We start from the raw sequence: 12,238 nt of genomic DNA on the forward strand, positions 1-12,238 counted from the left end.
CAGTTGGTTGAATAGAAACATTAATATAATGTAATTTTCAGATTGCTGCCAGCGGTATCAAAAAAGCACCTGATTTTATCAAAATAATACTTTTATGAGCAAGGAAAGTTCAGCACGTTTATGCATTCTCTACATTGCGATGAGCCTTGATGGGTATATCGCGGGTAAGGACGACAATCTTGATTTTTTAAACAAAGTTGAATTAGCAGGAGAAGATTATGGGTATGCGGCCTTTCAACACGAGGTTGATACATTGATCTGGGGCAGGCGTACCTATGATAAAGTGCTCAGTATTGGTTGGGAATTCCATCATCGCGACAAAAAATGTTACGTAATCTCAACAACCCGAAAAGGTTCAGATGAGAACGTGGAGTTTTTTGCGGATCCGGTGGAGTTGGTGCGTTCCTTGAAAGCATCGCCCGGGAAACATATTTACTGTGATGGAGGCGGAGGAGTGGTAGCAGCTTTGTTAGCAGCGAAATTGATTGATCGATTAATCATTTCCGTTATACCGCATTTGGTAGGAGATGGGATCCGTTTGTTCCGGGATGGACTGCCTGAACAGGAGTTGGTTTTCCGGTCGGCCAATACTTTCCCAACCGGCCTGGTACAGCTTACCTATGATGTTAAAATTGTTTAAGAATCGGGTAAGAGTTCGTTAGGTTGGGTTGATGGAGGCGGAGGGGATTCTGTATATTTAAGGTATGGATCGTAGAAAATTTGTCAAAAACAGCTCCCTTGCCATGGCAGGATTAATGATCAACCCGATTGATGGCCTTAGCCAGGAACCCCGCTTCGGGCATGGTCCCAAGCGTTATAAGATTGATACCCGCTGGAGTCAGGCGGATGTGTCTAAAACCCCGGTGAACGACTGCCATGAAATGGTGCAGGACGCTAAGGGGCGCATCATCCTGCTGACCAACGAAACCAAGAACAATGTGATGATCTATGATAAGGGTGGCAAGCTGCTCAGTTACTGGGGCACTACCTATCCCGGTGCACATGGACTGACCCTCTTCAATGAAAACGGTACCGATGTGCTGTTTATCTGTGACAATAACCGTCACCAGGTGATCAAGACAACAGTGGATGGCCGCGAGCTGATGGTGCTGGATTATCCCAAAGAAGCAGGGATTTACGGCAAGGCGGAAGAGTATGTGCCTACAGAAACAACCATCGCGCCCAATGGAGATATTTATGTAGCAGATGGTTATGGCAAGGATTATATCCTACATTATGATGCCAAAGGAAAATTCCTGGGCTATTTCGGCGGACGTGGAGCCGAGGCCAAACACCTGAAGAATGCACACGGTGTTTGCTTTGATAACCGCGATAAAAAGAATCCCTGCCTGATTGTTACTTCGCGCGAGGAGAATGCCTTCAAGCGCTATGATCTGAAAGGAAATTATCTCAATACAATTGCGTTGCCAGGTGCCTGGGTATGCCGCCCGGTTATCAAAGGCGATTATCTCTATGCGGCGGTGTTGCAATCAAGTGATCGCCCCTGGCAGTCCTCCGGTTTCATCACCATCCTGGATAAGAACAATAAGGTGGTTTCCAATCCCGGTGGAAATGAACCCGTTTACAAAAATGGGGTCTTACAACCGCTCACGCAGTTGAATCCGCTTTTTGCATATCCCCATGATGTTTGTGTGGATGATGAAGAGAATATCTATGTAGCGCAGTGGAACTCGCGTAAAGTGTATCCTTATAAACTTACTCCCATCGCATAATAAGCTGCTGGCGGAGAGAATTAAATCTCCGCCAGTACTTTTTCACCCATAGCTACAGTTCCGAGGATTTTGTCTTTCGGTGTACTTGCATCAGCAATATCTCCTGTGCGATAGCCTGCCTTCAGCACTTTGTCTACCGCATTGATCACTGCCTCTGATTCTGCCTTCATTCCGAAGGAAATATCCAGCAGCAATGCAGCAGAGAGAATAGAAGCCAGCGGATTTGCAACTCCTTTTCCTGTAATATCATGCGCAGATCCATGAATTGGCTCATACACTCCAGTACCATCACCAATAGAGGCGCTGGCCAGCATGCCCATTGAACCCGCAATCTGTGAAGCTTCATCGGTAAGAATATCACCAAACAAATTTGCAGTTACCACCACATCAAAACGACGCGGATCTTTAATCAGCAACATGGCAGTTGCATCCACAAATTGGTGCTCCACTTCCACATCGGGATAGTCCTGCGCCACTTTCTGAATCACTTCTCTCCAGAGGCGGGAAGTTTCCAGTACGTTGGCTTTATCTACCGAACATAATTTCTTGCGACGTGTACGTGCTGCATCAAATGCTTTTCTGGCAATGCGCTCTACTTCATAGCGACTGTATTCTGCCATATCATAGGCGGTATCGCCATCATTCTTGCGACCTTTTTCACCAAAGTAAATATCACCTGTCAGCTCACGGAAGAAGAGGATATCGGCTCCACGAAGGATCTCAGGTTTGATGCTGGACGCATCCAGTAATTCATCAAATAATTTGATGGGGCGAAGGTTGGCATACAATCCCAGCTCCTTGCGCATTTTCAGCAATCCCTGCTCCGGACGCACTTTCGCAGAGGGATCATTATCGTATTTAGGATGTCCTACCGCGCCGAATAACACGGCATCGGAGGCTTTCATTTTGGCGAGTGATTCATCCGGCAATGCCTGTCCGGTTGCTTCAATGGCTACATGCCCAATCAGGGCTTCATCATATGTAAAACTGTGTCCGAATTTGGCCGCGATGGCATCCAGCACCTGCTTGCCTACTGCTGTCACTTCCTGTCCGATGCCATCTCCGGGCACCACTAAAATCTTTTTATTCGCCATTGATTGAAAGGGTTATTGTTCAGATAATATTAAGCATTTTCTGTGTGGCCTTGATCGCCGACACCGTCTGGTCGCTATCCAGTCCGCGTGTTTTAAATTCCTTCTGCTGATGCTTCCAGGTGATCACGGTTTCACAAAGCGCATCACTTTTTCCACCGGGAGGAATGCGCACCGCATAATCGGTCAGCAAAGGCAACTCGATTTTCTTCTGCTTGTAAATTTTTTTGAGTGCATTCATGAAGGCATCGTACTGCCCATCGCCCTGTGCCTGCTCTTCATACGATTCTCCTGCAATACTTATTTTTATAGTAACAGAAGGATTCAGGTTTTTAGCATGCACTAATGCATAATTTTCAATGCGCACTTTATCCTCGATGGTATTACTGTCAAGCACATCCGAAATGATATAAGGCAGATCTGCCTGTGTTACCACTTCTTTGCGATCACCTAATTCAATAATACGCTGCGTTACTTTTTTCAGGTCCTGGTCGGATAGCTGGATACCCAGTTGCGCCAGGTTGTTTTCGATATTAGCCTTGCCACTGGTTTTGCCCAGAGCATATTTCCGCTGGCGACCAAAACGCTCGGGCATCAGGTCGCTGAAATAGAGTTTATTCTTTTTATCACCATCGGCATGGATGCCGGCTGTTTGAGTAAATACATTTTCTCCCACCACCGGTTTGTTCACCGGGATGCGGAATCCGGAGAAGGTCTCCACCAGTTTGCTCACGCTGTAGAGGGATTTCTCCACCACATTGGTTCTGATTCCCGGCATGAAATCATTCAGTACCGCGATGGTACTTGCCAATGGCGCATTGCCCGCACGTTCACCCATCCCATTGATGGTGAGATGTAAACCATGTGCGCCGGCTTTCACTCCCTCCAGCACATTCGCTGTGCCGAGATCGTAATCATTGTGCGCATGAAAATCAAAATGGATACCCGGATAACGTTCTACAATAGCCGAAATAAATTCCCTTACTTCATCGGGAGTAAGAATGCCCAGTGTATCAGGCAGCATGATTCGTTTAACAGGCTGCGTTATGAGGAAGTCGAGGTATTGGTACACATAATCCGGCGAATGCCGCATGCCATTGCTCCAGTCTTCTAAATATATATTGGCATCGATGCCTTTTTTCTTTGCCAGCGCCAGCACTTCTTTTACATCCGCAAAATGTTCAGCCGGTTTTTTCTTGAGCTGGTGCGTCAGGTGATTCAATGATCCTTTTGTGAGCAGGTTCATCACTTTAGCGCCGGCCTGTTGCATCCATTGAATGCTGACATCACCATCCACAAAGGTGAGCACTTCCACTTTGTGCAGGAGTCCGTTTGCCTTTGCCCATTTGGTGATTTTTTTTACGGCATCGAACTCCCCTTCAGACACACGGGCGGAGGCAATTTCAATGCGATCCACTTTTACTTCGGTCAACAATAATTGCGCGATGGTTAACTTCTCCGATGCCGAAAAAGAAACCCCGCTTGTCTGCTCACCATCCCGAAGGGTGGTATCCATGATCTCAACTGAACGCTTTGCGGGTGACATGTTGGTAGGGCTTGCTATTAATAGGGGCTGTTCGCTGCAAAGGCTTTGATCTCTTCTTTCATCGCCTGCAGGTAATCGATATCATCGAATCCATTCATCAGGTTGTGTTTTTTATAACCATTGATATCGAAGGATTCTTTTTCACCGGTTGCCAGGATCGTGATGCTTTGCTCCGGAAGGTTTACCTCGATTTCTGTTTTAGGATCCGCTTCAATTGCTTTGAAGATTTTATCCAGAAACTCAGCTGAAATCTGCACGGGCAGAATACCTATGTTGAGGGAGTTGTTCTTGAAGATATCAGCAAAGAAGGAGGATACTACGCAACGGAAACCATAATCGTAAATGGCCCAGGCTGCGTGCTCGCGACTGCTGCCACTACCGAAGTTCTTTCCGGCAACGAGGATTTTGCCTGAATAAATCGGGTTGTTTAATACGAAATCTGTTTTCGGGGTATTATCACTGTTATAGCGCCAATCGCGGAACAGGTTATCTCCAAAACCCTTGCGCTCGGTTGCTTTCAGAAAACGCGCAGGAATGATCTGGTCAGTATCTACATTCTCAATCGGCATGGGAACTGCGGTGGAACGGAGGATGGTGAAATTATCGTAAGCCATGTATGGAAGTATGAAGTATGAAGTGTGAATTATGAAGTAGGGTTATCAAATCAGTTCGCGGGGATCGGTTACTACTCCGGTTACTGCTGCTGCGGCGGCTACCAGTGGGCTTGCCAGCATGGTGCGGGCACCCGGACCTTGTCTTCCTTCGAAGTTTCGGTTGCTGGTGCTCACAGCATATTTGCCTGCAGGAATTTTATCATCATTCATGGCCAGGCAGGCCGAACATCCGGGCTGACGCAAGGAGAATCCTGCTTCTGTCAGGATATCGAGAATGCCTTCTTCCTTGATTTGCTGCTCTACGATATGAGAACCTGGTACGATCCAGGCAGTAACATTGTCTGCTTTTTTGCGACCTTTTACAATGGAAGCAAAAGCGCGAAAATCTTCAATGCGACCATTGGTGCAGGATCCGATGAATACATAATCCACCGGTTTGCCCAGCATAGGTTCAGCTTCATGGAATCCCATATAGTTGAGGGATTTTTCATAGCTGGATTTGCCACTGCCGGTTTCATGGGAAACAGGGATCTTCTTGCTGATACCGATACCCATACCCGGGTTGGTACCGAAGGTGATCATAGGCTCAATGTCAGCAGCATCAAAAACATATTCCTTATCGAAGCTGGCTCCAGCCTCTGTGTGCAGTGTTTTCCAATAGGCAAGGGCTTTGTCCCAGGCTTCGCCTTTGGGTGCTTTTTCTCTGCCCTTGATATAATTGAAGGTTGTAGCATCCGGGGCAATCATACCGCCTCGGGCGCCCATTTCGATACTCATGTTACAAACTGTCATGCGGCCTTCCATGCTCATCTGCTCGAATACCTCACCAGCAAATTCAACGAAATAGCCGGTAGCACCAGCTGCAGTCATTTGTGAAATGATATATAGCACCACATCCTTTGGTAAAACGCCTTTATTGAGTTTGCCATTCACGGAGATGCGCATGGTTTTGGGGCGTGGCTGCATGATACACTGTGAGCTCAGCACCATTTCCACTTCAGAAGTACCAATACCGAAGGCGATGGCACCAAAAGCACCGTGGGTGGAAGTATGGCTGTCGCCACATACGATGGTCATGCCTGGAAGGGTGATACCATTCTCCGGACCAACCACATGTACGATACCATTTTTTGGGTTACCTAGTCCCCAATGGGAGATACCATATTTGGCAGTATTGGTTTCCAGGGCTTTCAGCTGGTTGGCGGAAAGGGGATCAGCAACCGGCAGGTGCTGGTTGATGGTAGGGGTATTATGGTCGGCGGTTGCAAAGGTTTTATCAGGAAACAGGACAGTGAGTCCGCGTGTTTCGAGTCCCAGGAAGGCAACCGGACTGGTAACTTCATGAATAAAGTGACGGTCGATCAGTAAAACATCTGGTCCGTCGGGAATACTTTTCACCACATGGGCATCCCACACTTTCGCAAACAAGGTCTTCGGGCTTGTACTCATTTTTCAAAAATTATAATAGAACCGCTAATTTCTTAAAAATTGAGCAAATTCGGTGCAGAAAACTTGGCTGATCTCTAGAATAAGTCCTAAATGATTGAAATTTCTTTGATTAAAAAACTAACTAGCATTTGTTTTTGCGAAGAAAGGGGAATGGAAGAGGGGAATGGAAGATGGAGGAAAGGAGGAGGGAGGAAAGGAGGAGGGAGGAAAGGAAGATGGGGGCATTTCGCGATATCAATTGTCCCATGGCCTTTTGGGGTGGAATCCCCGAACACTGATTGGTTCAAATAGTATTCTCAGATAAATAGGATTGCGAGCGTTTTCGATCTGTTGTATCAGAAACTTTTCCTGAATTTCCAGTAGTAGGAAATGTTTAAATGAATTCGGTATGTTAGAATTTTGGTAGACCAGGTAGATTGTATCATTAGACTTTGTCCAGGTGCCCTTGTAATGCTTCGTTATTGATTCGTCTGAGTCTTGAGTAGTAATGGTATAATGGAAGCGATTTGACCGGTTTATTGAAAAAATTACATTCTTAACACTGTCTTCATTCCAGGCTAAGAGTCTAAAATTTTTATGAGCCTTTCTTTGTGCACCGGATATTTTTACAATTTGTGAAGTACAGGACAAGTGTATTGTGATGAAAAATAAAGAAGCTAGCAGATAAGAAGGAAGTAGTTTCAATCTGTTTTTCTTCATCCAGTTTTGTTCAATTAAATGAATTCCATAGTTACTTTCAATTTCGATTACGTTATCGTACGTGTTGAATTCACTGATGTTTACTATTTCACTGAAGTTTAGTCTTTGACTTTCTTTCCATCGTCCAGGTATTTCTATAAAATCATCGCCCAATATTAGATTTCTGAGACGTAGGTTTTTAATGAACAGTGTTAAAAACGCTATCCCCATTCCCAGGCACATAATAAGGAATAAGCCACAAATTATCATAAACCAGATTTCGTCTCCCTTGGTGATTGCTACTGCAAACATGAAGGATAAAATAAGTCCGCAGATACCTACAAATAAGTACTTTATTGGTGGTCGATATTTAAATTTTCGAATCAATTTGTTAATATACTCGTTGTTGGATGTTGTCAGAATTTATTACTTCTTCCATTAGTATTTTGAAAACTATTAATACGCAAGAAAAATCAGGAAGTAATTGGAAAATATAATTCCTGTTGCAGACAGTCCTTAAGGTAAGCAAAGACGGCGCGTATTGAATCAGTACTTAGATTCGGGTATGCTTCTAATATTTGATTTTCTGTCCAACCTGAGCCAAAGAGTTCAAGAATTAACTCCACTGATATTCTCGTGCCCTTAATAATTGGTTTTCCAGGAAGAATCATCTTATCTGATGTTATGAATTGCTGCCATTCCATATAAATAATCAGTGATATTTCTCTAATAAAATAATCGGATCATTGTTTGTCCCTGTCCATTCACTGGCAATAAATGCATAGCCTTCAGGAAATGTGTCAACATAAATATCCTCATAATCATCTGCTAAATGTGCTAGTACTTCTTTTTTCCAAAACTCATAGCAGTTTTCAGGCGCTATCCATTCTAATTTCCTTCCTACATCAGCAAGCACAAAAGTTATTTTCCTTTGTGTAAACAACTGCTTTATACTTTCTTTATTCAAATATCTTATCCTTGTTGCACTCAATTCCTCTTGATTTGTCCAAAGACTGTTAATAGGAATTTCTGTCACTATTCTATTGGATAAAAGCATTTAATAGTTGTGTTTTGGAGTATTCAATCATTGTTTTAATAGTAAACCATAATGTAATTAAAGTTGTAGCAATTTGTTATTCAATCTTGTTTTACATTCTTCCAGTTCAAATTTTGCCTTTTTATTTTCCGGATCATTTTCTAATGCTCGCCTGAAATAGTAAAGTGCCAGGCTGTCATTTGAAAACAATGAATTAATGCCTGCATTATATGAATCGGACACTCTATAATTCATTTTTGCTGCAAGTAAGTAGTCTGAAATTGCAGAACTTTGGTTAAAAAGCATACTATACGAATATGCTCTTTGAAAATAAAATTTTCCATTTAATGAATCTAGCAGGATTAGCGAATCAAGAATAGGGACTACTAAAACAGGTAACGATAAAATAATTATTGTCCTAAGTAAATTCCTATATAAGAAATTATTGTTGGATCTATCTGTTTTATAGGTCAGCATTTATTTTAAAACATGAATGGTTTTAATACCTCCTGGATTGGGGATTTGCTTGCATCACAAGGAATGCAGGTATATATAGTCCCTTTCTTGCGTCTGATTTTTTCTACTATTCTTTTCTTCTCTTCGCTTATTGTTATTCCTTTTAAAGACAGGTAGTATAGGCCTTTTACTGCGTAGACCTGTTTTTCGCTATTCACAGATTGTAACCACTGAAATAAGCTGATAGAATCTTTAGCTTGAACCCATTTTAATATTTGCGTTTGTTCTTTCGTTGTTTCACCAGGGTAATGACCGCATTTTATGCCAACGGCAATTGTATCTATAAATAGCTCCTCTTCCACTAGTGCAGCTTTATAATCCTCTTTGAATTTCTTTTTTAGATCATTCATTTTTATTTGATCTGAAAATTGGTATGTAGTATCGTTAGTTGTTTCCTTATTTTCAGGAAAATTCCGGATTTCCTTACCTTCCAGATTGAAAAAGATGATTCTATTATTTTTAGTAATTATCTTAAGTTTTGAATTTGTGGAATAAACTATATTTCCAATAGTACCGTATGTCTGAGTTATCTTGAATAAAGCTTCCTGATATCCCTCAACAATTTCGCGTGCATATTCTTGTTCAATTTGAATTCTGTTATTTTCAGAAATATTTTCTTTTGCGTAATTGATGAATAATTGAAAGTCGCGTTTCAATAAAATTGAATTCAATTGTCTTTCTATCTGACCATACGATGTGGCTGAAAGCCAAAGAAAACATACTATAAATGATTGTTTAAACAATTGTGATACTATTTTATTATTTCTGCTCTTCTCTGTTTTATAAAGAAATAGACAATAGCTATTGTCATAATACCTAAAGTATAGGCGAGCATATCCAGCCAGGCAAAGGAATTACCTATAACAATATTGGCGATTCTTGAGTGCTTTAATCCAAGTTTGCCGACCAAATCAAAATATTGTAATGTTTCGATTAAATACGCAAATAGTAATACTCCCGCAGCAGCCTATAGGGTAGATATTTTGATAAATGTTTTTATGAAGCAGAATAGGAGGATTACTACTAAATAGTCGCCTCCATAGGGTCTTATAAAGTTGTCATCCACATAAATGGCAATTAAAACCTCAATTAGAAATAGAAAAACGGTGGCTAGAAAGTAATATGGTTGGAAGTGAAATCTTTCTTTCATATTCAATGCTTCGCCACATGAGTCCCAATTACCGGGAGCCACAGGACAAGTGCCAACAATATAGACTATCCGTAAATTCCTTGCAAGTGCGCAACCCGGTTTATTTCAAACAAAAAATGGGAAGAGCGTTTCTGCTCCTCCCATTTAGTTTTTCGGATATTATTTCTTAATTTGTTTCTTTCCTTCTTCCCGTCTCCCTTCTCCTTTGTCTCCCGTTTCCTTTGTCTCCCTTTTCCATTCTCCCCAAGTGGTTCCAGAGTGCTTCACTGACGGTTCAATAGTGCTTGTAGAGTGCTCAAACAGTGGTCAATGAATGCTTCCAGAGTGCTGACTGGTTAGTCAAGTGCAGCCGAATGGACGGTCAACTACTGCCGAATGGTAAGAAGGTATCGCCAATTATCTTCCTTTTTTGCCATACCACATCGGAGCTTTGGTCAGGACCAGGCTGATCTGGAACCTGCCCAAACGATCCTCCGGAGCATTGGCCAAATCCTGGTTGCTTTTACCCCTCCATTCGCGATCCTGGAAACTTCCTATATACGCAGCCTGTAACCCTACAGATGCTCCTTTCTCCTTGGGTGCAAACAGGTTCAGGCCCATACCCAGTTTATAATTGAAGAAAGAATTATTGAAGGCTACAGGGGAGATGCCCGTTTGTACAATGGGAGAGGTCAGCACATCATTAAAATTCACATTGGAATTATCCCGGTAGAATTTAGCCTGGTACCACTCATACCCGATACCTGCAATAGGATACAACATCACCCGGTCCTGCTTCAGCAGATCATACCCGAAATCAGCCCCTATGCCGGCAAAACGGGTGGTACTGCTCTGGCGGTTGCGATCCCCGCTCATGCTGCTTCCCAGTGTAATATTGGACATCGAGATCACCCGGTTTCTTTCTTTCATCCAGCCCAATTGTAATACCGCGGTATAATCACGCAGGTCACGGTACTGAGGGAAATTCGCAATGCGGTTATTCAATCCGTCAAATTCCTGGAATCCTACCCCGATGCCAATTGTGCTCATTGGCAGATAATTATCCCAATTTTTCTTCTTCTGTGCCATGCTGGCGCCGCTGATCAGTAGGGCGGCAGCTAGTATCCATGCTTTCATATTGTATAGTTTAGTCATGCTTAACAGGTTGTTCGTGGATTGGTTCTTTTTTTTCGCTGTTTGAAGTGCCCTTTGATGCAATTTTTGCAGATATTTAAGCAAAAATGCGTCGAACGAAAGTTGCCATCCTGGGTTCCGGGTTCATTGCCGACATCCATTTTGAAAGTTACCACCGCTTTGTTCCGGAAGCTGAAGTAGTTGCGGTCTATTCCCGCGATATCAATAAAGCCCGGGCCTTCGCCGATAAACACAAGATTCCCCAATTCTATTCCGATATAGATGAACTGCTCGAAAAATCGGGCGTAGAAGTAGTAGATATCTGCCTTCCCAATTTCAAACATTGCGAGGCTACCCTTAAAGCTGCTGCTGCCGGTAAACATGTCATCATTGAAAAGCCCCTGGCGGTTACCCTCGAGGAAGCGGATTCCATGATCGAGGCCTGCAAAAAGGCCAAAGTGAAACTGATGTACGCCGAGGAGCTCTGCTTTGCTCCCAAATACGAACGCGTTCGCCATATGGTAAAGGAAGGTGGAGTAGGGGATATCTATATGCTCAAGCAGGGGGAGAAACATTCGGGTCCGCATAGCGACTGGTTCTACGATAAAAACCTCTCCGGCGGTGGGGTCCTGATGGATATGGGCTGTCATGCTATTGCCTGGTTTCGCTGGATGCTGAACAATTGCAAGGCAACCAGTGTCTATGCTACGATGGCAACTGTTTACCACAAGGGTCGCACCGTTTGCGAGGATAATTCAGTGGTGATTATCGAGTTTGAAAATGGCGTGATCGGGGTAGCAGAAAACAGCTGGGCTAAACATGGCGGTATGGATGATCGTTGTGAAGTGTATGGTACCGGCGGTGTGGTGTATGCAGATCTCTTCATGGGCAATGCAGCTGTTTCCTACAGTAAACACGGTTATGGCTATGCGATGGAAAAAGCAGATACCACCATTGGCTGGAGCTTCACCATTTTCGAAGAGGTTTTCAACCAGGGTTACCCGCATGAACTAAGGCATTTCATTCAATGTGTGCAGAACGATACCCAGCCCATGGTTACCGGTGAAGATGGTCGCGCTGTGCTGGAAATCATCTATGCAGCCTATGCTTCCGCCGCAGAGGGTAAAAAGATTTACCTGCCTTTCCATCCGAAGGTGGACCGGCCCATTGATTTGTGGTTAGCGGGTAAGCATTCATCCAACCACGTATATGAAGTAGCTGATTAATTACTTACTAAACGTGGTTTCCATTGATCAGGTAACAGACTTCTCAACTCACTTGTTTTTGTCATCGGCATGCGTTCCAGAATATC

12 protein-coding genes and 1 pseudogene are annotated in these 12,238 nt (G+C 43.4%); 3 read left to right on the plus strand and 10 right to left on the minus strand.

Going from position 1 to position 12,238, the window contains the following annotated elements; translation table 11 throughout:
- Positions 1 to 94: 94 nt before the first annotated feature.
- Together L0U88_RS18795 and L0U88_RS18800 are read left to right on the plus strand one after the other, a co-directional pair.
- Complete coding sequence (locus L0U88_RS18795; protein ID WP_234868074.1) at positions 95 to 640, plus strand: dihydrofolate reductase family protein; 546 nt, start codon at positions 95 to 97, stop codon at positions 638 to 640.
- 64 nt (positions 641 to 704) lie between these two features.
- Positions 705 to 1,733, plus strand: coding sequence for an NHL repeat-containing protein (locus L0U88_RS18800; RefSeq protein WP_234868076.1), 1,029 nt, complete (start codon positions 705 to 707; stop codon positions 1,731 to 1,733).
- Positions 1,734 to 1,753: 20 nt separating this feature from the next.
- Here the strand turns inward: L0U88_RS18800 and leuB are convergent, their stop codons facing one another.
- The 10 genes and pseudogenes from leuB to L0U88_RS18840 all read right to left on the minus strand — a co-directional run bounded on the left by leuB (position 1,754) and on the right by L0U88_RS18840 (position 10,929).
- Entirely contained in the window at positions 1,754 to 2,827 is a 1,074-nt protein-coding gene (leuB, locus tag L0U88_RS18805; protein ID WP_234868078.1) for a 3-isopropylmalate dehydrogenase, read from the minus strand.
- A 19-nt stretch (positions 2,828 to 2,846) separates the two neighbouring features.
- A complete protein-coding gene (locus tag L0U88_RS18810; RefSeq protein WP_234868079.1) occupies positions 2,847 to 4,370 on the minus strand; it encodes a hydroxymethylglutaryl-CoA lyase-like TIM-barrel protein in 1,524 nt (507 codons plus the stop codon).
- A 17-nt stretch (positions 4,371 to 4,387) separates the two neighbouring features.
- Positions 4,388 to 4,984 carry a 3-isopropylmalate dehydratase small subunit gene (gene leuD / locus L0U88_RS18815; protein WP_234868081.1) on the minus strand — a complete coding sequence of 199 codons (597 nt, stop codon included), beginning with the start codon at positions 4,982 to 4,984 and terminating at the stop codon, positions 4,388 to 4,390.
- A 45-nt stretch (positions 4,985 to 5,029) separates the two neighbouring features.
- The gene (gene leuC, locus L0U88_RS18820; RefSeq protein ID WP_234868082.1) at positions 5,030 to 6,433 is read right to left on the minus strand and encodes a 3-isopropylmalate dehydratase large subunit; all 1,404 of its coding nucleotides are present in this window, start codon (positions 6,431 to 6,433) and stop codon (positions 5,030 to 5,032) included.
- A 1,151-nt stretch (positions 6,434 to 7,584) separates the two neighbouring features.
- Complete coding sequence (locus tag L0U88_RS21145) at positions 7,585 to 7,815, minus strand: DUF433 domain-containing protein (protein WP_353620675.1); 231 nt, start codon at positions 7,813 to 7,815, stop codon at positions 7,585 to 7,587.
- 8 nt (positions 7,816 to 7,823) lie between these two features.
- The gene (locus L0U88_RS18825; RefSeq protein ID WP_234868084.1) at positions 7,824 to 8,168 is read right to left on the minus strand and encodes a hypothetical protein; all 345 of its coding nucleotides are present in this window, start codon (positions 8,166 to 8,168) and stop codon (positions 7,824 to 7,826) included.
- Between the two features lie 57 nt (positions 8,169 to 8,225).
- The gene (locus L0U88_RS18830) at positions 8,226 to 8,453 is read right to left on the minus strand and encodes a hypothetical protein (protein WP_234868085.1); all 228 of its coding nucleotides are present in this window, start codon (positions 8,451 to 8,453) and stop codon (positions 8,226 to 8,228) included.
- A 176-nt stretch (positions 8,454 to 8,629) separates the two neighbouring features.
- Entirely contained in the window at positions 8,630 to 9,319 is a 690-nt protein-coding gene (locus L0U88_RS18835) for a hypothetical protein (protein ID WP_234868087.1), read from the minus strand.
- 95 nt (positions 9,320 to 9,414) lie between these two features.
- Positions 9,415 to 9,615: pseudogene (locus L0U88_RS21150) on the minus strand (ribosomal maturation YjgA family protein); the annotation flags it as partial.
- Positions 9,616 to 10,209: 594 nt separating this feature from the next.
- Complete coding sequence (locus L0U88_RS18840; RefSeq protein WP_234868089.1) at positions 10,210 to 10,929, minus strand: hypothetical protein; 720 nt, start codon at positions 10,927 to 10,929, stop codon at positions 10,210 to 10,212.
- A 104-nt stretch (positions 10,930 to 11,033) separates the two neighbouring features.
- On the opposite strand from L0U88_RS18840, the gene L0U88_RS18845 reads away from it, so the two are divergent.
- A complete protein-coding gene (locus L0U88_RS18845; protein ID WP_234868090.1) occupies positions 11,034 to 12,152 on the plus strand; it encodes a Gfo/Idh/MocA family protein in 1,119 nt (372 codons plus the stop codon).
- The last annotated feature ends 86 nt before the right edge of the window (positions 12,153 to 12,238 follow it).

Source organism: Flavihumibacter fluminis (assembly GCF_021491375.1).
In the GTDB taxonomy this organism is placed as follows: domain Bacteria; phylum Bacteroidota; class Bacteroidia; order Chitinophagales; family Chitinophagaceae; genus Flavihumibacter; species Flavihumibacter fluminis.